22 protein-coding genes are annotated in these 20,341 nt (G+C 75.7%); 15 read left to right on the forward strand and 7 right to left on the reverse strand.

The window, feature by feature from the left end; translation table 11 throughout:
• Window positions 1-70 precede the first annotated feature (70 nt).
• Window positions 71-1,732: an acyl-CoA mutase large subunit family protein gene (locus FSW04_RS24130; RefSeq protein WP_146922920.1), complete on the forward strand. Its 1,662-nt coding sequence runs from the start codon at window positions 71-73 to the stop codon at window positions 1,730-1,732.
• A 365-nt stretch (window positions 1,733-2,097) separates the two neighbouring features.
• Here the strand turns inward: FSW04_RS24130 and FSW04_RS24135 are convergent, their stop codons facing one another.
• From FSW04_RS24135 to FSW04_RS24140, 3 genes are all read right to left on the reverse strand, one after another.
• On the reverse strand, window positions 2,098-3,096 hold the full coding sequence (locus FSW04_RS24135; protein WP_187369069.1) for a 3-oxoacyl-ACP synthase III family protein: 999 nt from the start codon (window positions 3,094-3,096) through the stop codon (window positions 2,098-2,100).
• A gap of 66 nt (window positions 3,097-3,162) precedes the next feature.
• Window positions 3,163-3,297 (reverse strand): hypothetical protein, encoded by a 135-nt coding sequence (locus tag FSW04_RS28045; RefSeq protein ID WP_267128270.1) that lies wholly within the window; start codon window positions 3,295-3,297, stop codon window positions 3,163-3,165.
• A 43-nt stretch (window positions 3,298-3,340) separates the two neighbouring features.
• Window positions 3,341-3,553, reverse strand: a complete 213-nt coding sequence (locus tag FSW04_RS24140) for a hypothetical protein (protein WP_146922924.1) — start codon at window positions 3,551-3,553, stop codon at window positions 3,341-3,343.
• 181 nt (window positions 3,554-3,734) lie between these two features.
• Between FSW04_RS24140 and FSW04_RS24145 the strand changes: the two genes are divergently transcribed.
• A complete protein-coding gene (locus FSW04_RS24145; protein ID WP_146922926.1) occupies window positions 3,735-4,025 on the forward strand; it encodes a hypothetical protein in 291 nt (96 codons plus the stop codon).
• Here the strand turns inward: FSW04_RS24145 and FSW04_RS24150 are convergent.
• Both FSW04_RS24150 and FSW04_RS24155 read right to left on the reverse strand, forming a co-directional pair.
• Complete coding sequence (locus FSW04_RS24150) at window positions 4,012-5,535, reverse strand: phytoene desaturase family protein (RefSeq protein WP_146922928.1); 1,524 nt, start codon at window positions 5,533-5,535, stop codon at window positions 4,012-4,014. The two genes, FSW04_RS24145 and FSW04_RS24150, sit on opposite strands and share 14 nt — an antisense overlap.
• Complete coding sequence (locus tag FSW04_RS24155) at window positions 5,532-6,656, reverse strand: hypothetical protein (RefSeq protein ID WP_146922930.1); 1,125 nt, start codon at window positions 6,654-6,656, stop codon at window positions 5,532-5,534. The genes FSW04_RS24150 and FSW04_RS24155 overlap by 4 nt, the downstream gene beginning before the upstream one ends.
• 248 nt (window positions 6,657-6,904) lie before the next feature.
• Between FSW04_RS24155 and FSW04_RS24160 the strand changes: the two genes are divergently transcribed.
• Window positions 6,905-7,492: a hypothetical protein gene (locus tag FSW04_RS24160; RefSeq protein ID WP_146922932.1), complete on the forward strand. Its 588-nt coding sequence runs from the start codon at window positions 6,905-6,907 to the stop codon at window positions 7,490-7,492.
• Window positions 7,493-7,599: 107 nt separating this feature from the next.
• Here FSW04_RS24160 and FSW04_RS24165 read toward each other — a convergent pair whose 3' ends face one another.
• Both FSW04_RS24165 and FSW04_RS24170 read right to left on the reverse strand, forming a co-directional pair.
• Window positions 7,600-8,061 (reverse strand): COG4315 family predicted lipoprotein, encoded by a 462-nt coding sequence (locus FSW04_RS24165; protein ID WP_146922934.1) that lies wholly within the window; start codon window positions 8,059-8,061, stop codon window positions 7,600-7,602.
• Between the two features lie 250 nt (window positions 8,062-8,311).
• Window positions 8,312-9,292, reverse strand: a complete 981-nt coding sequence (locus FSW04_RS24170; RefSeq protein WP_146922936.1) for an acyl-CoA desaturase — start codon at window positions 9,290-9,292, stop codon at window positions 8,312-8,314.
• Between the two features lie 149 nt (window positions 9,293-9,441).
• Here FSW04_RS24170 and FSW04_RS24175 point away from each other — a divergent pair, with 149 nt between their 5' ends.
• Genes FSW04_RS24175 through FSW04_RS24230 form a run of 12 tightly spaced genes read left to right on the forward strand, consistent with a single transcriptional unit; the run spans window position 9,442 to window position 20,304 of the window.
• Window positions 9,442-9,981: a hypothetical protein gene (locus tag FSW04_RS24175; RefSeq protein ID WP_146922938.1), complete on the forward strand. Its 540-nt coding sequence runs from the start codon at window positions 9,442-9,444 to the stop codon at window positions 9,979-9,981.
• Window positions 9,978-10,892: an FAD:protein FMN transferase gene (locus tag FSW04_RS24180; RefSeq protein ID WP_146922940.1), complete on the forward strand. Its 915-nt coding sequence runs from the start codon at window positions 9,978-9,980 to the stop codon at window positions 10,890-10,892. The genes FSW04_RS24175 and FSW04_RS24180 overlap by 4 nt, the downstream gene beginning before the upstream one ends.
• Window positions 10,892-11,578 carry a ferric reductase-like transmembrane domain-containing protein gene (locus FSW04_RS24185; protein ID WP_146922942.1) on the forward strand — a complete coding sequence of 229 codons (687 nt, stop codon included), beginning with the start codon at window positions 10,892-10,894 and terminating at the stop codon, window positions 11,576-11,578. Before FSW04_RS24180 ends, FSW04_RS24185 begins: the two co-directional genes overlap by 1 nt.
• A complete protein-coding gene (locus FSW04_RS24190) occupies window positions 11,575-12,822 on the forward strand; it encodes an NADH-ubiquinone oxidoreductase-F iron-sulfur binding region domain-containing protein (RefSeq protein WP_146922944.1) in 1,248 nt (415 codons plus the stop codon). The genes FSW04_RS24185 and FSW04_RS24190 overlap by 4 nt, the downstream gene beginning before the upstream one ends.
• Entirely contained in the window at window positions 12,819-13,058 is a 240-nt protein-coding gene (locus tag FSW04_RS24195; protein ID WP_146922946.1) for a ferredoxin, read from the forward strand. The genes FSW04_RS24190 and FSW04_RS24195 overlap by 4 nt, the downstream gene beginning before the upstream one ends.
• 41 nt (window positions 13,059-13,099) lie before the next feature.
• Window positions 13,100-13,771, forward strand: coding sequence for a response regulator transcription factor (locus tag FSW04_RS24200; RefSeq protein WP_146922948.1), 672 nt, complete (start codon window positions 13,100-13,102; stop codon window positions 13,769-13,771).
• Window positions 13,768-15,243 (forward strand): sensor histidine kinase, encoded by a 1,476-nt coding sequence (locus FSW04_RS24205; protein WP_146922950.1) that lies wholly within the window; start codon window positions 13,768-13,770, stop codon window positions 15,241-15,243. Before FSW04_RS24200 ends, FSW04_RS24205 begins: the two co-directional genes overlap by 4 nt.
• 47 nt (window positions 15,244-15,290) lie before the next feature.
• Window positions 15,291-15,947 carry a response regulator transcription factor gene (locus FSW04_RS24210; RefSeq protein ID WP_146922952.1) on the forward strand — a complete coding sequence of 219 codons (657 nt, stop codon included), beginning with the start codon at window positions 15,291-15,293 and terminating at the stop codon, window positions 15,945-15,947.
• A complete protein-coding gene (locus tag FSW04_RS24215) occupies window positions 15,944-17,344 on the forward strand; it encodes a sensor histidine kinase (protein WP_146922955.1) in 1,401 nt (466 codons plus the stop codon). Before FSW04_RS24210 ends, FSW04_RS24215 begins: the two co-directional genes overlap by 4 nt.
• A gap of 10 nt (window positions 17,345-17,354) precedes the next feature.
• On the forward strand, window positions 17,355-18,551 hold the full coding sequence (locus tag FSW04_RS24220) for a LolA family protein (RefSeq protein ID WP_146922957.1): 1,197 nt from the start codon (window positions 17,355-17,357) through the stop codon (window positions 18,549-18,551).
• Window positions 18,551-19,489 carry an ABC transporter ATP-binding protein gene (locus tag FSW04_RS24225; protein ID WP_146922959.1) on the forward strand — a complete coding sequence of 313 codons (939 nt, stop codon included), beginning with the start codon at window positions 18,551-18,553 and terminating at the stop codon, window positions 19,487-19,489. Before FSW04_RS24220 ends, FSW04_RS24225 begins: the two co-directional genes overlap by 1 nt.
• A complete protein-coding gene (locus FSW04_RS24230) occupies window positions 19,489-20,304 on the forward strand; it encodes an ABC transporter permease (RefSeq protein ID WP_146922961.1) in 816 nt (271 codons plus the stop codon). Before FSW04_RS24225 ends, FSW04_RS24230 begins: the two co-directional genes overlap by 1 nt.
• Window positions 20,305-20,341: the final 37 nt, after the last annotated feature.

The raw sequence follows: 20,341 nt of genomic DNA on the forward strand, positions 1-20,341 counted from the left end.
GCAGCTTGCGCCGACGCTATCAGGTATGCGATAGTCCAATAGTCGTACTTCCAACTATTCCGGCCGAGCGATGACTCCAGCTCCTTCCTCCCCTGCCGCGCCGACGACGTTCGAGCAGTGGCAGGAGGTCTACGGAGCGCTCCCCGAGCGCGACGCTGAATTCGTCTCGCTCTCGGGCCAGCCGGTGCGGCCGCTGTACACCGAGGCCGACCTGCCGGCCGACCGCGAGGCGGCGATCGGGCTCCCCGGATCGTTCCCCTACACGCGCGGCGTGTACCCGTCGATGTACCGCGGGCGGCTGTGGACGATGCGGCAGTTCGCGGGCTTCGGCACCGCGGAGGAGACCAACGAGCGCTTCCGCTACCTGCTCGACCACGGCCAGACCGGCCTGTCGACCGCGTTCGACATGCCGTCGCTGATGGGCCACGACTCCGACAGCCCGCGCTCGCTCGGCGAGGTCGGGCGCGAGGGCGTGGCCATCGACACGACGGTCGACATGGAGGACCTGTTCCGGGGCATCGACCTCGGCGCCGTGAGCGTGTCGATGACGATCAACGCGCCTGCGGCGATCATGATGGCCTACTACGTCGTGGCGGCCGAGCGCCAGGGCGTCCCGCCCGAGCAGCTGGGCGGCACGATCCAGGCCGACATCCTCAAGGAGTACATCGCCCAGAAGGAGTGGTGCTTCCCGGTCGACCCGGCGATGCGCCTGCTGGGCGACATGATCCAGTGGTGCAGCACCGAGATGCCGCGCTGGCATCCGGTCTCCATCTCGGGCTACCACATCCGCGAGGCGGGGGCGACGGCCCAGCAGGAGCTGGCCTTCACGCTCAAGGACGGCCTGACCTACGTCGAGCAGGCCATCGAGCGCGGGCTGGACGTCGACGACTTCGCGCCCCGGCTGTCGTTCTTCTTCAACGCGCAGATCGACTTCTTCGAGGAGATCGCCAAGTACCGCGCGGCGCGGCGCATCTGGGCCAAGGAGCTGCGCGACACCTACGGGGCCAAGAACCCCAAGAGCTGGCTCATGCGGTTCCACACGCAGACCGCCGGCGTGTCGCTCACCGCCCAGCAGCCGCTGAACAACATCACCCGCACGGCCATCGAGGCGCTGGCGGGCGTGCTCGGCGGCACGCAGTCGCTGCACACCAACTCCTACGACGAGGCGCTCGCGCTGCCGACCGAGGACGCGGTGCGCATCGCCCTGCGCACGCAGCAGATCATCGCCCACGAGACCGGCGCGACCTCCACGATCGATCCGCTCGGCGGCAGCTACTACGTCGAGGCGCTGACCGACCAGATGGAGGCGGCGGCCTACGACTACTTCCGGCGCATCGACGAGCTCGGCGGGATGGTCGAGGCGGTCAAGACGAACTTCTGCCAGCGCGAGATCGCCGACGCCAGCTACGAGCTGCAGGGGCGCATCGACGCCGGCGACCGCATCGTCGTGGGCGTCAACCGCTACACCGAGGGCGGGGACGACCGGACGCCGCTGCTGCACATCGACCCCACGCTCGAGCGCAAGCAGATCGACCGCGTCAACGCGGTCCGCGCCGCCCGCGAGGGCGCCAAGGTGGAGGAGGCGCTCTCGGCGCTCCGCGCCGCCGCCGACTCACCCTCCAACCTGATGCCGCTGCTCATCGACGCGGCACGGGTGCACGCCAGCGAGGGCGAGATCATCCAGGCCCTGCAGGACGTGTGGGGCTCCTACACCGAGACCCCGGTCTTCTGATGCTTGCCGCCCCCTCGGGACAGGGAGTTCTGCGGCGAGGACCCGCGCCCACCACCACCGGAGCGCGGGCACCCGGTCAATGAGAACGGCCACGAAGGACGGGTCTCCCACCCGCCGGCGTGGCCGCCCCCTACAGCGAGCCGGAGTGGTCTCATCCTTCTCCTCCGCTCCGGCTCGCCGTTGACCACCGCCCCCCGGGCGGGGGACGCGCCCTGCGCGACACCGGCGGCCCCTGGGCGCCGTCTCGTCGGCGGCGCTGATCTCGGTTGGGACCGAGCGGCTCGCGGTCGCCGACGAGCACGTCCGCGTCCGTGACCTCACCGTCACGCCATTCGCCGGCGGGCGGCGCGGCGTGCCCGCTGGGTTCAGCCGTTCCAGATGAGCACGGTGCCGCCCCACGAGAGGCCGGCACCGAACGCCGCGACGAGCACGCGAGCGCCGGGGCGCAGCGTGCCGTCCTGCTCGGCGTGCGCCAGCGCCGTGGGCAGGCTCGCCGAGGTCGTGTTGCCCATCCGGGCGATGCAGTCCACGACGCGCTCGGCCGGCAGCCCGAGGCGCTCGCTCACCGCACGGGTGATCCGCGCGTTGGCCTGATGCAGCACGGCCAGGTCGAGCTGGTCGACGGCCACGCCGGCCTGCGCGGTGGCGCGGTGGGCGACGTCGACGAGCGCGTCGACGGCCCGGCGGAACGTGCGCTGGCCGTCCATGATCACGGGGCCCGACGGCCGCGGCGTGAGGATCGCGTCGCCCTCGGCGCCGTCGGACTCCAGGATGAACGGCCCGACGAGCGAGGCGCCCTCCACCGCACGCACGACGACCGCGCCCGCGCCGTCGCCGAAGATGCCCGCGGTGACGCGGTCGCCGTAGTCCAGGACGCGGGACATGATGTCCGCGCCGACGACCACGACCGTGCGCGCCCGGCTTGACTCGACCTGGCCGACGGCCATCGACAGCGCGGCGAGGAAGCCCGTGCACGCGGCGTTGACGTCCAGGGCGCCGGCGCGGTGGGCGCCGATGCCCGCCGCGACGACGGCCGCGGTGTGCGGGGTGAGGTCGTCGGGCGTCATCGTGGCGACGATGACCAGGTCGACCTCGCCCGCGTCGACGCCCGCCTTGTTCAGCGCGTCGGTCGCCGCGGTGGCGGCGAGGTCGCTCAGGCGCTCGCCGTCGGCGGCGCGGCGGCGATGCTCGACGCCCGTGCGGCGCACGAGCCAGTCGGGCTCGATGCCCAGGGGCGCGGCGATCTCGTCCGTGGAGACCTCACGGTCCGGGAAGCACGACGCGACCGAGACGACGCTCGCACCCGGGGCCACGGGGCGGATCAGGCCCAGGGCGTCCAGCGGACTCTGAAGGAGCTCCGGCAAGGACGCCATTGTGCTGCCTGCGGCGGCGGGATCGCCGCCGCCCGGACCCCCAAGCACCTGAACGGGCTAGGTGTCGGCGCGCTGCCGAGCGGCCGATCCGGCCATCCCCGCATCGTCGCCGGCACGGCTGCGGCGCCCGACGAGCCGCTCCAGGCACGCCGCCACCCAGGTGCCCAACGCGACGATGGTGGCCAGTGCCATCGCGCGACACTACCAGTGCAACGGCGTCGCGCCAGGGTCTTCGTCAGCCTTCGAGGAGCGAGAGGCGCACCCCGTACCAGGGATCGCCCTCGCGCACGAAGCGCCCGTTGACCTCCCGCAGCGTGTAGGTCCGGCCCGCGACGACGACCGAGCGGCTGTCCGGGCCGACCGAGTCGATCACGGCCGGCTCGACCGCGCCGAGGTGCACGATGCGCACCGGCATGCCGGGCGACGGGATCGGGCGGGTGGGCGCCATCACCCGATGGTCCCAGGTCGGCCGGAGGTGGCGCTTCGGGCCCGAAGCCTTCGATCGGCTCTCCGGCCATTGGCCCACAGGGACAAACGCGGACCCGCAATCCTGGCCCGCCGTGCGAAGGCAACGGCCGTGCCGAGGCTCATCATGGTGTCGACCCGACCCTGCTGAGGAGCGTCGTGCCATGACCAGTGAACGTGCAGAGGCCTACCGGCGTGTGACCCACACCCTCGACGAGCTCGGCCCGAGCAAGCTCCTCGGCGACGAGCAGGAGCGCATCCGCCGCGCGGCCGACAGCCTCCTGTTCAGCCAGGACGCGGCCGACCGGGCCGCGCGGTGCGCGATCGAGGACATCGAGCGCCTCTGCCGTGCGCTGGTCGACAGCGGCCGCTGGCACCAGGCGACCGCGAGGCGGCTGGCCGACGACGTCTCCCACTGCGGCCCGGTGCTGATGCCCGAGCTCAAGGCCGCCTGAGCAGCCCTCGCCCGAGCGCGGCGCGCGCGGCCGCGTCGCCCGGCACGCCGTGCACCGCCCCGCCCGGGAACGTCGCGGCGCTGCCCAGGAACAGGCCCTTCAGCGGCGTGCTGTAGGGCGAGAGCTTGGGCAGCGGGCGGAACACCACCTGGTCCAGCCGGTAGGTGCCGCCGCCCACGTCACCGCCGACGAGGTTGGCGTTGCGGGCCTGCAGCGCAGCGGGCCCGAGGACGTGGCGCGCCAGGATCCGGTCGCAGAACCCGGGCGCGTAGCGCTCGACCTGGGCCTCGACGCGCTCGACGTGGCGGTCCTGCTCGGCGACCCAGTCCACGCCGCGCTGGGGCCCGTGGGTGTAGGCCCATGCCGTGTGCCGCCCCGCCGGCGCGCGCGTGGGGTCCGCGACGCTCTGCTGGCCCAGGAGCAGGAACGGCCGCTCGGGCAGGCCCTCCTGGGAGCGCGCGATCGCGTCGAGCAGCTCGTCCTCGCTGCCGCCCACGTGGACGGTCCCGGCGCCTCGGACCTCCGCGTTGGCCCACGGGATCGGGCCGTCCAGCGCCCAGTCGACCTTCAGCGTCGACGGGCCGTAGGCGAAGCGGCGCAGGGCGGACCGGTACCAGCCCGCCAGCGCGTCCCCGGCCAGGTCGACCAGCGCGTGGGGCATCACGTCGGCCACGACGATGGGCGCCGCCAGCGCCTCGCCGTCCGCGATCCCCACGCCGGTCACGCGGCCGCCGGAGGCGGTGATGCGCGCGACGCGCGCACCGGTGCGCACCTCGCCGCCGAGGCTGCGCAGGTGACCCACGAGCGCGTCGGCCAGCGCCTGGGCGCCGCCGCGCGGGCTCGGCCAGCCGACGGCGTGGCCCAGCAGGTCGAGGTAGGCGGCCGCGATCGCCCCGCCGGGCCGGTGGGGCGGCGTGTCGCCGTGCATCGCGGCGGCGTACAGCCAGGCCCGCGAGCCCGGCGCACCGAACAGCCGGCGCCCGAGGCCGACGGCCGAGCCCGGCAGCAGAGCGCCGAAGCGCAGGAGGGTCGCGGGCCCGGCGCGGCCCAGCAGCGCGAGCGGGCCGCCCACGGGCGGGAAGCCGGACAGCATCGTGGCGCGCACCGCGTCGAAGTGCTCCAGCAGCGGGGTGGCGAACGTGCGCCACGCGTCGCCGTCACCGCGGCCCTGGGCCTCGAGCGAGGCGCAGGTCGTCTCGAGGTCGCGGTACAGGACCACGGCGTCGCCGTCGTCGAGGGGATGGGCCGCGCACGCGGCGGGGTGGACCCACTCCAGCCCGTGGGCGGCCAGCGGCAGGCGCCCGAACACCGGGGAGGCGGCGCCGGCAGGGTAGACCGAGCTGAACGTGTCGTGCCGGAAGCCGGGCAGCGTGAGCTCCTCGGTGCGCACCGCGCCGCCGGGCGTGTCGGCGGCCTCGAGCACGACCACCGAGCGCCCGGCCTCGGCCAGGCGGATCGCCGCGGCCAGCCCGTTGGGCCCGCTGCCGACGACGACGGCGTCGGCGCTCATGCGCCCAGCCGCAGCGCGAGCTGGTGCAGCATGCTGCGAGGGACGTCGGCGCCCTGGCCCCAGAACGCGTGCTGGGCCTCCCGGCCCGCCACGCGGTAGGCGCGGTCGACGTGCCAGGGCATCGGATTCCATGTCCCCGCGGCCCGCACCCACGCCCGGCCCTCGTGCTCGTAGAGCAGGAGGCGGTTGTGCCCGTCGCCCATGAAGTGGCCCTCGTGGGTGGTGAGGTCGAACCCCACCAGCGGCGTGCCGCCCTCGGGGACCGCCGGCGGCTCGTCGTCGCCGTAGCGGGCCAGGCCCTCCTCGAGGTCGGCGAACCAGCGCGCGAGGGCCCCGGGGTCGTCGCGCGTCACCAGCGCGGTGATCGTCACGTAGCCGCGGGTGAACACCGGGCGTCCCGACGCCGTGCCGGCGGCCACCTCGATCTCGAACGTCTGGTCGGCCAGTCCGCCCGGCCGCAGCGGGGTGAAGCGCCCGATCTCGCTCGCGTAGTCGGGCCAGGTCTCCGGACGGGTCAGCGCGCCGATCACGGCCTCGGCGGAGGGCATCGCCACCGGTGGGTAGGTGTGCCAGACCTGCTCGCCGGGCGGGACGCTCTCGGGCGTGAGGCGGCCGAGGCGGGCCAGCGCCAGGCGGTGGCCGGGATCGTAGAGGTCGCGGTCGGCGACCGTCGGGAACGCGATGCCCCAGGCGCGCCGTGCGTCGTCGGCGTAGGCCTCGGCGAAATCGTCGCCCAGCAGCCGGCCGGCGCCCTCCAGCAGCTCGTCGCGGTGCAGCGTGCCGCGCGAGGAGCGCCCGGCCGACAGGCGGTCGGCGCCGAAGGCGCGGTGGAAGGCCCCGACGTCGGCCAGGCGCAGGCGACGCGCGGGGTCGCGCCGGTACCAGTGCGTGGTGAGGATGCAGAACGCCAGGCGCAGGTCCTCGACCTCGCGCTCGCCGGGGGCGCGGCGGTAGTAGGCGGCGTTGAGGAAGTCGGTGACCCAGGGCGCGGCGTCGGGGGCCGCGATCGACGAGCCGGCCATCCGGGCGAACGCGAGCGGCCCGGACCCGCGTGCCGGCGGGTCCTCGACGTGCTCGGCGAGCGCGTCGTCCTGCGGGGGCGTGCCGGGTGGTTCGGTCATGCGGGTCCTCCGATCGGGTCCGCTGCCCATGGTGACCGGTCGGACCCGCGAGCGTGTGCGCGCACGGGCCGAGGATGTCCCGACGCGCCGCGGCACCCGCGCCGCGCCGCGGCGCGCCGGCCGTCTCCGCCGGCGCGATCTGCGCCTCAGGCCGCGCGGCGGGCGCCGGCCGGCGCGGGGGCCGCGGGGCCCAGCGCGGGCCGGGCAGCATCCCGGTCGCGCGCAGCCCGGCCGCGACGGCGGCAGGGGTGGCGGTCAACGGCGACGTGCGCAGCGCGGCGGCGTGGCCGATGGGCAGGACGGTGCGGGTGGACACGGCGGGGACCTCCCGTGGACGGCATGGGGAACGGCTGCTCGCCACCGTCATCGGCCCCCGCGGTCGCACCGACATCCTCCAGCTGCGGGAACGCCCCGCCCGTGGTCCGCGCACGGACGCGCAGGACGGTCATCGCAGGGGTGCGGGAACCTACGGATGCGGTCTGTGGGGCGGCACCGTCGGCGCCGATCCGGCGCCCGACGACCATCGGGACATGAAACTTCTCGACCGATCCCCGGGCGGATTCATCATCGCCGCCAACGCCGTCGTCTTCGGCACCGTCGGTGTCGAAGTCTGGATGCTGATCATCCAGAGTGTCGCCGCCATGATCTTCACGATGATCCTGATCGCCATGATCGCGGCGCTGCTGTGCCGCTGGATGATGAGCCTGATGGGTCCCGAGGGCCACCTGGACTACCAGCCGCGGCCAGCCCGCCAGGAGCCCGCCGTGTCGCCGCCGCAGCCCGTGGCCGTCCCGGTCCACCGCGCGGTCCGGACCGGCACGCCGGTCCTGCACTAGCTCCGCTTCCGCGGCGCCCCGGCCGCCCGGGGCGTCCGGGGGCCCGGAGGCGGTCCACGAGATGGCGGCCCCCTTCCGATCGGGGGCCGCCGTCCGTGGGCGCCGGCTCAGCTGCCGCCCTTCTCGATCTTGTTGCCGTTGGTGCCGACGACGTACCACTCGGCGCCGAACGCCTTGCTGCCCTCGCCGGCCGTGCTTCCCGGCCTGCCGTTGTCGCCGATGAACGTGTAGAGCGGGTGGTGGTTGTAGGTCACCTGCGTCGTGCCGTCGGCCCGGCGCGTGGTGCCCAGCTTCGCCGCGCTGACGCCGCCGGTGCCGTGCGGCCTGCCCTTGGTCAGCAGCGGCGGCCACGCCTTCGCGCAGGCGCCGCTGCAGGCGCTGCGGCCCTTGCTGTCCTTCATGAACAGGTACAGGGTGACGCCCTTGCCGTTGGCGAGGACCTTGCCCAGCTTCGTGCTGTGCACGGCGACCCTGGCGGGCGCCTTGGGGGTGGTCGCGGCGGTCGCCAGGCCGGCGCCCGTGCCGAGCGCGGCGACGGCGGCGAGGACGGCGACGGTGGGGCGGGTCATGTCTGCCTCCGATGGTCAGGCCGGACGCGGAAGGGTCCGGATCTGCCTGTCGAGGACGCCGCGGGACCCAGGATCTTCCGGGCGCCGCGGCGTCCCAACACGATCCCAATGTGGGGGCCGGTGCGGCGCTGCGCGTGGCGCCGGGGCACGCGGGTCCTCCGGCGTCACACATTCTCCGCAGTCGTGGTCACCTTGACCGGCATATGACCGGTCGAGGTGACCAGAGCCGCGCGGCGGCGACCACGGCGCTCTAGGCCGTCAGCTTCGCGGCCTGGCGCTCGGGCGCCACCTCGACGACGTCCCAGGCCAGGCCGAGGCGCCGCAGGCCCCGGATGACCATCGAGGAGACGTCGACCTCGTACCAGCGCAGGCCGTGGTGCGCCGACGTCGGGAAGGCATGGTGGTTGTGATGCCACGACTCCCCGAGCGAGAGGATCGCCAGCCAGGCCAGGTTGCGCGACTCGTCGCCCGTCTCGAAGCGCTGGCGGCCGAAGAAGTGGCAGAGCGAGTTGATGGAGTAGGTCACGTGGTGCAGGATCAGCATCCGCACCGCGCCACCCCAGAGCAGGCCGGTCAGCGCCGTGTCGATCGAGCCGCCGATCGCCCAGCCGAGCCCGAACGGCACGGCGAGGCCGGTGAGGACCCAGACGAAGAACGTGCGGTCGACGAACGTGATGACCGGGTCGTCGAGCAGGTCGGGCGCGTAGCGCTGCCGGTTGGCGCGCTCGGTGTGGATGAACAGCCAGCCGACGTGGGCGTGCAGCAGGCCGCGCAGCACCCCGTGGTGCAGGTGCGGGCTGTGGGGGTCGCCCGGCTGATCGGAGAAGGCGTGGTGCTTGCGATGGTCGGCGACCCAGGAGATGATCGGGCCCTCGATCGCGGCCGATCCCAGGACGGCCAGCGCGGCGCGGACCGGCGCGACGGCCTTGAAGCTGCGGTGGGTGAACAGCCGGTGGAAGCCCACGGTGATGCCGAGCGCGGTCAGGATGTAGGTGATCGCGAGGACCACGAGGTCGCTCGGGTGCAGCAGGCTGTTCCACAGCTGCCAGCCGACCACGCCGAGCGCCAGGAACGGGATGACGGTGATCAGACCCGTCAGGAAGCGGTCCAGCCACTCGTGCGCGGTGGGCTGGACGTCGTCGGGGCCGGGGCCGGGCGGGAGCAGCGCCGGCGCGGAGGCGGGAGCGGCCGCAGGCGGCCGCGGGTCCGCGGTGAGCTCGGACAAGGGCATGACCCCAGGCTGTCGCGCCGGGCCTCGCCCGACACTGAGGCGCATCGGTGGATGACAGGGGGGTTAACCCCCGCATGGCGACCGCGCCTCTAAGCGAACTCTCATGGGTCGCTTACGCCGCTACCACCCGCACGGCCGATAACCGTGGTGTGTCCTCCGCACCCTCCACTCCCCTCACCCACCGGTTCCCCGCCGTCCGGGCCCGTGACGCCGCCCTGCGGCGGATGCGCGGGGTCAACCGCCTCATCGTCGTGGCGGCCGTCGCGCTGGTCATCGGGTTCTCGCTGCTGGCGATGCGCGCGACCCCCGCCCGGCACGCCACCACGGTGGCGCAGATCGGCCAGACCTCGGCCACCGCCGACCGGACCGCCGGCACCTCGTCGCGCCGCGGGTCGTCGTCGCACAAGGCCAAGAGCCATCACCGCAACTCGTCCTCCTCCTCGTCCAGGAAGGCCTCGGCCGCCAGGGCCCGGGCGTCGAGCAGCTCGTCGGGCTCCGCGGCCACGTCGTCCTCGGGCTCCGCGGGCACGTCGAGCGCCCAGAGCCAGAGCAGCACGAGCTCGTCGCAGGTCGCCGCCGCGCCCGCCCCGGCGGCGCCGCCCGCCGCCGCGCCCGTCCAGACGTCGCAGCCCGCCGCCGCGCCCGTCCAGACGTCGCAGCCCGCCGTCGTGACCTCGGGCGGCTCGTGAGCTTCGCGGTCGCCACCTGGGAGGCCCTGGGCAGCACGGCGCAGGTCGTCGTGACCGACGCCGACGCGCTCGCCCCGGCGGCCCGCGCGGTCGAGACCGAGCTGCTGGCGATCGACCGCACCTGCAGCCGCTTCCGCGACGACGCCGAGCTCAGCGGCGTCCACGCCGCCGCCGGCGCCGTGGTGCCCGTGAGCGAGCGCCTGGCCGAGGCCGTCGCCGTCGCCCTGGACGCCGCCCGGCGCACGGACGGCCTCGTCGACCCCACCGTCGGCGCCGCGGTCATCGCGGCGGGCTACGACCGCGACTTCGACGACCTCCCACTCGACGCCCCGGCCCTCTCCGCGGTGCCCGCCCCGGGCTGGCGCCGCGTCCGGCTGGACCGGGCACGGCGGACCCTGCAGCTGCCCGTCGGCGTCCGCCTCGACCTCGGCGCCACCGCCAAGGCCCTGGCCGCCGACCGCGCCGCAGCCGCCGCGCAGGCCGTGGCCGGCGGCCACGGCGTGCTGATCTCCCTCGGCGGCGACGTCGCCGTGGCGGGCCCCGTGCCCGACGGCGGCTGGCCCGTCGGCCTCGCCGACGGCCACCGCGACGCCCCGGCGACCACGGTGTCCATCGCCGCGGGCGGCCTGGCCACGTCGAGCACGACCCAGCGGCGCTGGCGCCGCGGCGGCACCGCGGCCCACCACATCCTCGATCCTCGCACCGGCGCCCCGGCGCCCGTCGTCTGGCGCACGGTCAGCGTCGCGGCCGTCAGCTGCGTCCGCGCGAACATCGCGAGCACCGCCGCCATCATCCTCGGCGAGTCCGCGCCGGCGTGGCTGACGGACCACGGCCTGCCCGCGCGCCTCGTGCGCGCCGACGGCGAGACCGTCGGCACCTGCGGCTGGATCCCCGAGCCGGTGGCCGCCTGATGGCCCTCTGGTACCTCACCCGGGCGACCGGCGCCGCCGCGCTCGTCCTGCTCACGCTCTCGCTCGTGCTGGGCATCGTCAACGTGCGCCGATTCGCCTCGCCGCGCGTCCCGCGCTTCCTCGTCGACGGCGGTCACCGCACGACCTCGCTGCTCGTCGTCGTGCTCCTGGGCATCCACATCGGCACGTCGGTCTTCGACGGCTACGCGCCCATCCGCCTCGTCGACGCCGTCATCCCGTTCGGCAGCGCCTACCGGCCGGTGTGGCTCGGCCTCGGCGCGCTGGCCTTCGACCTGCTGCTCGCCCTCATCGTCACGAGCCTCCTGCGCGCCCGCCTGGGCCTGCGCGCCTGGCGCGCCGTGCACTGGCTCGCCTACGCCTGCTGGCCCGTCGCCCTCGTGCACGGGCTCGGCACGGGCAGCGACGTCCGCGCCGGATGGCTGACCTGGCTGAGCCTGGCCTGCGCCGCGGCCGTCGTCACCGCGATCGGGGTGCGCCTGTCGGACCGGGCGGCCACCCCGGGCGTGCGCGCCGGCGCGGCCGCCGCGATCACGGCCGCGGCCGTGGCCCTCGCGATCTGGCTGCCGTCGGGCCCGATGGCCGGCGGCTGGGCGGCCAAGGCCGGCACCCCGGCCCACACGACCACGACGAGCGCCACCACCACGACGACCACGAGGACGCCATGACCGACCGCCTGCTGCTCGGCCTCACCCCCAAGGGCCCCGTCCCGCTGGACCGCCACCTCGCGACCCACGGCCCGCTGCCCGACACCGGCCACGGCCTGATCGCGGAGGTGACGGCCGCCGGCCTGCGCGGGCGCGGCGGTGCCGGCTTCCCCGCCGCCGTCAAGCTCGCCGCGGTCGCCGAGGGCTCGCGCCCGGTCGTCGTGGTCAACGGCACCGAGGGCGAGCCGATGAGCGCCAAGGACCGCTCCCTGCTCATGCGCGTGCCCCACCTCGTCCTCGACGGCGCCGAGGCCGCGGCCCGCGCGGTCGGCGCCTCCGAGGTGCTCGTCAGCGCGTCCGAGCGCGCCAACGACGTGCTCGCCGCCGCGGTCGCCGAGCGCCGCGCGACGCGCGCCAGGGGCGCGCCGAAGTTCCGGCTCGTGCCGCGCGCCGTCGGCTACGTCGCCGGCGAGGAGACGGCCGTGATCGCCCACCTCGAGGGCCGGCCGCCGCTGCCGCGCGTCACGCCCCCGCGACCCGCGCAGCGCGGCTACCGCCGGCGCCCGACGCTGGTCCAGAACGTCGAGACCCTCGCCCACATCGGCCTCATCGCCCGCCACGGCGCGGCGTGGTTCCGCGAGACCGGCACCCAGGAGCGCCCCGGCACGATGCTCGTCACGGTCTCCGGCGCGGCCGCCGCGCCCGGCGTCTACGAGGTTCCGGCCGGGGTGGGCCTCGACGACGTCCTGCGCCGCGCTGGCGGCCGCACCGAGCCGCTGCGCGCCATGCTCGTCGGCGGCTACTTCGGGGCCTGGGTGCCCGCCGACGTCCCCGGCCTGGCCCTCGAGGACGCCGCCCTGCGCGCGCACGGCGCGGCCGTCGGCGCCGGCGTGGTCGTCGCCCTGGGCGAGAGCTCGTGCCCCGTGGCCGAGACGTCGCGGCTGACCGCCTACCTCGCGTCGGAGTCCGCCGGCCAGTGCGGGCCGTGCGTCAACGGCCTCGGCGCCCTGGCCGGCGTGGCCGAGCGCTTCGCAAGCGGCCGCGCCACGGCCACCGACGGCGAGCGCTTTATCCGCTGGATCGAGATGGTCAAGGGCCGCGGCGCGTGCGCACACCCGGACGGCACCGCGCGGATGCTGGCCAGCGCCGTGCGGCTGTTCCGCACGGAGTTCGAGGAGCACGCCCACCGCGGCCGCTGCCCGCGCTGCGCCGCGCCGCAGGCGCTGGTGCTGCCCATGGGCCGGACCCTGGCGGTGGCGGCATGAGCCGCCCGTCGTCACCGCCGGCGGCGGCCCTCGAGGCCGAGGAGCTCGTCCTGGACCCGATCGCGTGCACGGGGCACGGCCTCTGCGCCGAGCTGCTGCCCGAGCGCATCGTGCTCGACGACTGGGGCTACCCGATCGTCGATCCGTCGGTCCCGCCCGCGCTGCACGAGCACGCGGTGCGCGCGGTCAAGGCCTGCCCGGCGCTGGCCCTCGCGCTGCGCCGGGCGCAGCGGTGAGCACCCACGCGGGCGGGCGCCCGGCGGCCTAGGATCGGGGCGTGCGGATCCTGGTCATCGAGGACGAGACGGGCATCGCCGACTTCGTCGAGAAGGCCCTGCGCGCCCAGGGCCACCAGGTCGACGCGTGCGCCGACGGCCTGGAGGGCGAGCGCCTCGCGCTGACCACCGACGTCGACCTCGTCATCCTGGACCGCATGCTGCCCGGCCGCGAGGGCGTCGAGGTGCTGCGCGGCATCCGCGCCGCCAAGCCGGCCCTGCCGGTCATCATGCTCACCGCGCGCGGCGAGGTCGGCGACAAGGTCGCCGCGCTGGACGCCGGGGCGACCGACTACGTCACCAAGCCGTTCGCGGTCGACGAGCTGCTGGCCCGGGTGCGGGCGCACCTGCGCCGGCCCGCCCAGCCCGAGGCCACGCGCCTGACCGCGGGCGACATCGACGTCGACCTGCTCTCGCGCGACGTCACGCGCGGCGGCCGGGCGGTGCGCCTCTCGGCCAAGGAGTTCGAGCTGCTGGCGCACCTGATGCGCCACCCCAACCAGGTCCTGTCGCGCGAGCAGCTGCTCAGCGGCGTCTGGGGCTATGACTTCGACCCGCAGACCAACGTCGTCGACGTCTACGTCGGCTACCTGCGCAAGAAGCTCGCGCTGCCCGGCTCCCCCGCGCCCATCGAGACGATCCGCTCGGCGGGCTACCGGCTCACGGTCCGGTGAGCGCGCCGGCCGGACTGCGGCCGCGCATCACCCTGCTCATCTGCGGGGTCGTGGCGCTCTGCCTGCTCGTGGGCTTCCTGGCCGTCTACCGCGGGACGGCCACCACGCTGCAGGGGCGCACCGACCGCGGGCTGCGCGACGACCTCGCCGACCTGCAGCGCTCGGCGCACGGGCCCTCCGCGGCGCAGCGGGCCGAGCAGGCGCAGACCTACCTCGCCCGCCAGCCCTACCGCGCCACGACCCACGTCGCCTTCGTCGTGATCCCCGGCCGCGTACCCGTGACCAACGAGCCCGAGCTGCTGGTCACGACGGGCCGCGACGCCGACGACACGCCGGCCGAGCGCCGCCAGGAGACGATCGACGCCCGCGCGGTCCTCGGCGCGCCGGCGGGCTTCAGCCGCCGCGTGCTGCCCGGCGTCGGCCCGGTGCGGCTGCTCGTCGCCGTCCAGCCCACCGGCGAGGGCCAGGTGCGCTTCGGCGTCGCCGAGCCCGTCGAGCCCGTCGAGCGGGCCGAGAGCACCGTGTCGCGCGCGTTCCTGCTCGCGGGCGCCCTCGGCATGGCCGCCGCGCTGCTGGGCGGCCTGCTCGTGGCCTCGCGCGTCGCCGCGCCGCTGCGCCGCATGGCCCGCGTCGCCGCGCGAGTCGAGGCCGGCGACCTCGGGCCGCGGATGGGCCTCTCCGGCCGCCGCGACGAGGTCCAGGTCCTCGCCCACGCCTTCGACCAGATGCTCGACCGCCTCGAGGCGGCCTTCGCGCGCCAGGGCGCGTTCATCGCCGACGCCTCCCACGAGCTGCGCACCCCGCTGACCATCGTCCGCGGCCAGCTCGAGGTCCTCGCGATGAACGATCACCCCAGCGCCGAGGAGGTGCGCCGGGTCAAGGACATGGTGTCGGTCGAGATCGACCGGATGAGCCGGCTCGTCGAGGATCTCGTCGTCCTCTCCCACGCGCCCGACGAGGGCTTCCTGCGCCTGGAGCATATCGACCTCCCCGGCTTCCTGACCGGCATCTGCGACGGGCTGCGCCCGACGGCCGACCGGGTCCTGGAGCTCACGCCCGTCCCGCCGCTGGTCATGGAGGCCGACCCCGACCGCCTCGCCCAGTCGCTGCGCAACCTGCTGCGCAACGCGATCGTCCACACCGAGCCCGGCGGCCTCGTGCGCCTCGGCGTCCGCGAGCACGGCGACCGGATCTGGTTCCTCGTCGACGACGACGGCCCGGGCGTGCCCGTCGCCGACCGCGCCCGCGTCTTCGACCGCTTCGCGCGCCTGGACGCCGCCCGTGGGCGCGACCGCGGCGGGGCCGGGCTGGGCCTCTCGATCGTCCAGGCCATCGCCCAGGCCCACGGCGGCGAGGCCTGGGTCGCGCGCTCGCCCGAGGGCGGTGCGCGCTTCGTGCTCGACCTGCCGCGGACCGCGGCGCCGGAGCCCGCACCCGCGCGCCCGGCGCCGTCGTCCCCCGCGACGGCCTGAGCCGCCGTGCCGCGGGTCGACGCGCCCGCCCGTCGTACCCTCGGTCCATGAGCCCCCGCATCCTCGTGGTCGACGACGACCCGTCGGTCCTGCGGATGCTCGCGCGCACGCTGACCGCCGAAGGCCATCAGGTCGATGCCGTGGGCGACGGCGGCGCCGCGCTGGCGGCGGTCGCGCGCCGCGCGCCGGAGGCCGTCGTCCTCGACGTCGGCATGCCGGGGATGGACGGCCTGGCGGTGTGCCGCCGGCTGCGCGCCGGCGGGTTGACCGCGCCCGTGCTGCTGCTCACCGCGCGCGACGCGGTCGCCGACCGCGTGGCGGGCCTGGAGGCGGGCGCCGACGACTACCTCGTCAAGCCGTTCGCCGTCGAGGAGCTGCTGGCCCGGCTGGCCGCGATCGCCCGTCGCGGGCAGCCCGCCGGCGACGTCATCGCCGTCGGCGCGCTGCGCCTGGACCCCGTCGCACGAGAGGTGCTGCGCGACGGGCGCGCGGTCGCGCTGACCGAACGCGAGTGCGCGCTGCTCGAGCTGCTGCTGCGCCACCCGCGGATGGTGGTCACCCGCGAGCACGCGCTCGACGAGCTGTGGGGCTCGGCGGCCGTGGAGAACGTCGTCGACCGCTGCGTGATGAGCCTGCGCCGCAAGCTCGGCGCGCCCGAGCTCATCCGCACCGTCCGCGGCGTCGGGTTCGTCCTGGAGCCATGAGCCGCCTGCCGCTGCGCCTGCGGGTCGCCCTCGCCGCCGCCGGCGGCGTGCTCGTGGCCGTCGCCGCGCTGGCCGGGGCCGCGCAGTACCTCGTGCGCCACGAGCTGCGCGCCTCCCAGGACCGCGGACTCCGCGGCCGGGCGACCGACGTCGCGCGCCTGAGCGCCTCGGCGCCCGCGCTGCTCACCGCGCCCGGCGCGCTCGACGCGCCCTACGGCGGCCAGGACCTCCTCGTCGAGGTCGTCGACCGCCGCGGGCGCATCGTGGCGCGCTCCTCGGCCCTGGGCGGGCGCCTGCTGCCCACCGACGCCCTGCTGACCGCCGCGATCCGCTCCGGCCGGACGGGCTACGCGCGCGCCGAGCTGTCAGGAGAGCCGCTGCGCGTCTTCGCCGCGCCGCTGCCCGACGCCGGATCGGTGGCCGCCGGCGGCGCGGTCCTCGTGGCGTCCTCGGCGCGCGAGATCGAGCGCACGGCCGACCACGTGCGCACGCTCATCCTGCTCTGCGCCCTCGGCGCGGCGGCCCTGGGCGGCGCGATCGCGGCGCTGCTGACCGGGCGCGGCCTGACGCCGCTGCGGCGCCTGGCGGCCGCCGCCGGCGATATCGAGCGCACGGGCGACTCGAGCCGGCGACTGCCCGCCGAGGCCCGGACCGGAGGCGAGATCGAGGAGCTGACCCGCACGCTCAACGCGATGCTGGCCTCGCTGGAGGAGGCGCGCCGCAGCGAACGCCGGCTGCTGGCCGACGCCTCGCACGAGCTGCGCACACCGGTCACCGCCCTGCGCGGCAACCTGCTGTACCTCGGCCGCCACGGCGCGGCCGATCCCGAGACGATCGCCGACCTCAGCGCCGACGTCGACCGCCTCGCGCGCCTCATCGACGACCTCCTGGTCCTCGAGCGCCACACGCAGGCCGCGGCGACCCGCGCGCCCGTGTCGCTGACGGCGACGGCCCGCGCGGTCGCGCGCGCCGCCGGCGACGACGCGGCGGTGCTGGCCCCCGACGGCGACGTGGTCGTCCGCGGCGACGGCGACGCGCTGCGCCGGGCCCTGGAGAACCTGGTCGCCAACGCACAGACCCACGGCCGGCCGCCCGTGCGCATCACCGTCGCGCGCTCGGGCGGACGCGCGCGCGTCACCGTCGCCGACGCCGGACCCGGCCTCGGGCCCGAGGAGGCCGGGGCCGCGTTCGACCGCTTCTGGCGCGGCGCGGGGTCGCGTGGACGCCCGGGCTCGGGCCTCGGGCTGGCGATCGTGCGGGCCACCGCGCGAGCCCACGGCGGCGACGTCGAGGTCGCCGGCGCCGCGTTCACGCTGGATCTGCCCGCCGCGGGGACGATCGTCAGAGAGCCGTCAGAGAACGGGCCTAGCTTGGGCGACGTCCCCCTCACGACCTGAGACCCGATCCATGCTGCGACGCCTCCCCACCTCTCGCCTCCTCCTCGTCCTCGGTGCCGCCGTCGCCATCCTGGCCGGCGGCACCGCGCTGGCCATGGCCGCCCTCGGCGGATCGGGCCCCACGCCGCCCGCCAAACCGCTGGACGCCGCCGTCCACGACGCCCTCTCCGCCCCCGCGGTGCAGGGCGTGACCGCGCGGATCACGTTCACGAACCGGCTCATCGACAAGTCCAGCCTGCCCGGCGGCGCCAACCCGCTGCTCTCGGGCGCGACCGGCCGGCTGTGGGCCGCCGCCGACGGGCGCGTGCGCCTCGAGCTGCAGTCCGACAACGGCGACGCCCAGATCGTCAGCGACGGCGACACCGTCACGATCTACGACGGGACGCTGCGCCAGGCCTACCGGATCACCCTGCCCGCCGGCGCGGGGCCCGGCCACGCCGCACCGCACGCGGTCCCCGCGCTGCAGAAGATCGACGAGCTGCTGGCGCGCGTGGCGCAGACCGCCGACCTCTCCGGCGCCAAGCCCTCGGACATCGCGGGCCGCGCCGCCTACACCGTGCGGGTCTCCCCCAAGCACGACGGCGGGCTCGTCGGCGCGGCCGAGCTGGCGTTCGACGCGGCCAACGGCACCCCGCTGCGCGTCGCCGTCTACGCCTCCGGCGACCCCTCTCCGGTGCTCGAGCTCGAGGCCACCGACATCTCCTACGGCAGGGTGCCCACGGCTGACCTCAGCGCCCCGGTCCCCGCCGGCACGAAGGTCACGACCGTCGACCTCGGCGGCCACGCGCCGGCGGGTGCGGCCGGCGGCAGGGGCGGCGCCTCGACGACGGCGACGACCCCGCAGGCGGTCGCCAAGGCGCTGGCGTTCCCGCTCAGCGCGCCGGACACGCTCGTCGGGCTGCCCCGCCGCGACGTGCGGGTCGTGGCCTCCGGGCAGGCCAAGGGCGCCCTGGTGACCTACGGCCAGGGGCTGGGCGGCATCGCCGTCCTCGAGCAGGCCGCGCCCGCCGCCGACGCGGCGGCCGGCGGCGGGGGCGGCGCGCCCGGCGGGCTGTCGCTGCCCAAGGTCTCGATCGACGGCGCCTCCGGCGAGGAGCTCGCCACGGCGCTGGGCACCGTCGTCCGCTTCGAGCGCGGCGGCGTGCAGTACACGGTGATCGGGTCCGTGCCCCCGTCGGCGGCCGAGGCCGCGGCCCGGGCCCTCTGATGACGGCCCCGCCCGTGCAGGCCCGGGGGCTGGTCAAGCGCTACGGCGACGTGCTGGCCGTCGACGACGTCGACCTGACCGTCGAGGCCGGCGACGTCTACGGCTACCTCGGGCCCAACGGCGCGGGCAAGACGACGGTGCTGCGGATGCTGCTCGGGCTCATCCAGCCCACCGCGGGCGAGGTGCGCCTCTTCGGTGCCGACCCGCTCGTGCACGGCGCGACGGCCCTGGACGGCGTCGCGGGCTTCGTCGAGGCGCCGCGCTTCTACCCCTACCTGACGGGTCGCAAGAACCTCGAGCTGCTCGCCGCCCTGGACGGCGGCGACGCGAAGGCCCGCATCGACGGCGCGCTGGACGTCGTCGAGCTCACCGACCGCCAGCGCCACAAGGTCGGCGGCTACTCGCACGGCATGCGCCAGCGCCTCGGCGTCGCCGCGGCGCTCATCCGCAACCCGCGGCTGCTGCTGCTCGACGAGCCCGCCACGGGACTGGACCCCGCGGGCATGCGCGACATGCGCGCGCTCGTGGCGCGGCTCTCGCTGTCGGGCACGACCGTGCTGCTCTCCAGCCATCTGCTCGCCGAGGTCGAGGAGCTCTGCAACCGCGTGGCGATCGTCCGCACCGGGCGCATCGTCTTCGAGGGGGCGCTGGCCGACCTCAAGCGCACCGCCGGCGCCGAATGGCGGCTGCGCACGACCGACGACGCCCGCGCCATGGAGATCTGCCGTGACCGCCGCGGGATCGCCAACGTCCGCCGCGACCCGCTCGAGCTGCGCTTCGAGGGCACGGAGGAGGCGGCCTCCGAGCTCTCGGTCGTGCTCGTGGAGGCCGGCCTGGCGATCCGCGCGCTGGCGCCCCACGCCGCCACGCTCGAGGACCTGTTCTTCCGGCTCACCGAGGACGAGCCGGCCGCCGCGCGGTTGGCCGAGGCCTCCTGATGGTCGCGCTGCGCACCGTCTACGCGTGGGAGCTGCGCAAGCTCGTCGCCCAACGGCGGACCTACCTCGGCCTGGGGGCCGCGGTCCTGGTCCCGCTCATCTTCGTCGCCGCGCTCGCGCTGCAGACCGGCCAGCCCGAGGACGTGCCCTTCGGCCGCTACGTGCGCCAGTCGGGCCTGGCGATCCCGCCCGTCATCCTCATCTTCGGGTCCTACTGGCTCTTCCCGCTCATCACCGCGCTGGTGTCGGGCGACATCGTCGCGGCCGAGGACCACAACGGCACGCTGAAGACCATCCTCACGCGGTCGGTCGGCCGCGGCCGGATCTTCACGGCCAAGGTGCTTGCCGCCTTCACCTACGCCCTGGTCGCCCTGGTGGCCATGGGCGCCACGGCGATCATCGGCGGGGTGGTCAAGTCGGGGTTCAACCCGCTGGTGACGCTGTCGGGCACGACGGTCGGCGCGGGCCGCGCCCTCGTCCTCGTCGGCGCGAGCCTGCTCGTCTACGCACTGCCGCTGATCGCCGTGGCGTCGATCGCCGTGCTGCTGTCGACGGTCACGCGCAACTCCGCCGCGGCGGTCGTGGGCGCGCTGATGATCAGCCTGCTCCTGCAGCTCGTGACCATCATCCCCGGGCTGGGCGCGCTGCACCCCTACCTGCTGCCCACCCAGTTCAACGCCTGGCAGGGCTTCCTGCGCACACCGGCCGACTACGCCCCGATCGTCCGCGCCGCGTGGGTCTGCGCGCTCTACGCCGTGCCGTGCCTCGGCGCGTCCTACCTCGTCTTCCTGCGCCGCGACGTCACCGGCGGCTGAAGCCGCGCGCCACGGGGCGCGCGACGCGCGGCCCGAC

The organism is Baekduia soli, assembly GCF_007970665.1.
GTDB classification, from domain to species: Bacteria; Actinomycetota; Thermoleophilia; order Solirubrobacterales; family Solirubrobacteraceae; genus Baekduia; species Baekduia soli.

Excerpts from the sequence above, each read along its gene's own strand:
- FSW04_RS24140 (WP_146922924.1), bottom strand. The coding sequence starts at position 3,553 with ATGGCGCCCACCCGCCCGATCCCGTCGCCCGGCATGCCGGTGCGCATC.
- FSW04_RS28045 (WP_267128270.1), bottom strand. The coding sequence starts at position 3,297 with ATGGCACTGGCCACCATCGTCGCGTTGGGCACCTGGGTGGCGGCGTGC.
- FSW04_RS24150 (WP_146922928.1), bottom strand. The coding sequence starts at position 5,535 with ATGAGCGCCGACGCCGTCGTCGTCGGCAGCGGGCCCAACGGGCTGGCC.
- FSW04_RS24155 (WP_146922930.1), bottom strand. The coding sequence starts at position 6,656 with ATGACCGAACCACCCGGCACGCCCCCGCAGGACGACGCGCTCGCCGAG.
- FSW04_RS24165 (WP_146922934.1), bottom strand. The coding sequence starts at position 8,061 with ATGACCCGCCCCACCGTCGCCGTCCTCGCCGCCGTCGCCGCGCTCGGC.
- FSW04_RS24215 (WP_146922955.1), top strand. The coding sequence starts at position 15,944 with ATGAGCCGCCTGCCGCTGCGCCTGCGGGTCGCCCTCGCCGCCGCCGGC.
- FSW04_RS24185 (WP_146922942.1), top strand. The coding sequence starts at position 10,892 with ATGGCCCTCTGGTACCTCACCCGGGCGACCGGCGCCGCCGCGCTCGTC.
- FSW04_RS24210 (WP_146922952.1), top strand. The coding sequence starts at position 15,291 with ATGAGCCCCCGCATCCTCGTGGTCGACGACGACCCGTCGGTCCTGCGG.
- FSW04_RS24190 (WP_146922944.1), top strand. The coding sequence starts at position 11,575 with ATGACCGACCGCCTGCTGCTCGGCCTCACCCCCAAGGGCCCCGTCCCG.
- FSW04_RS24225 (WP_146922959.1), top strand. The coding sequence starts at position 18,551 with ATGACGGCCCCGCCCGTGCAGGCCCGGGGGCTGGTCAAGCGCTACGGC.
- FSW04_RS24130 (WP_146922920.1), top strand. The coding sequence starts at position 71 with ATGACTCCAGCTCCTTCCTCCCCTGCCGCGCCGACGACGTTCGAGCAG.
- FSW04_RS24170 (WP_146922936.1), bottom strand. The coding sequence starts at position 9,292 with ATGCCCTTGTCCGAGCTCACCGCGGACCCGCGGCCGCCTGCGGCCGCT.
- FSW04_RS24230 (WP_146922961.1), top strand. The coding sequence starts at position 19,489 with ATGGTCGCGCTGCGCACCGTCTACGCGTGGGAGCTGCGCAAGCTCGTC.
- FSW04_RS24220 (WP_146922957.1), top strand. The coding sequence starts at position 17,355 with ATGCTGCGACGCCTCCCCACCTCTCGCCTCCTCCTCGTCCTCGGTGCC.
- FSW04_RS24145 (WP_146922926.1), top strand. The coding sequence starts at position 3,735 with ATGACCAGTGAACGTGCAGAGGCCTACCGGCGTGTGACCCACACCCTC.
- FSW04_RS24195 (WP_146922946.1), top strand. The coding sequence starts at position 12,819 with ATGAGCCGCCCGTCGTCACCGCCGGCGGCGGCCCTCGAGGCCGAGGAG.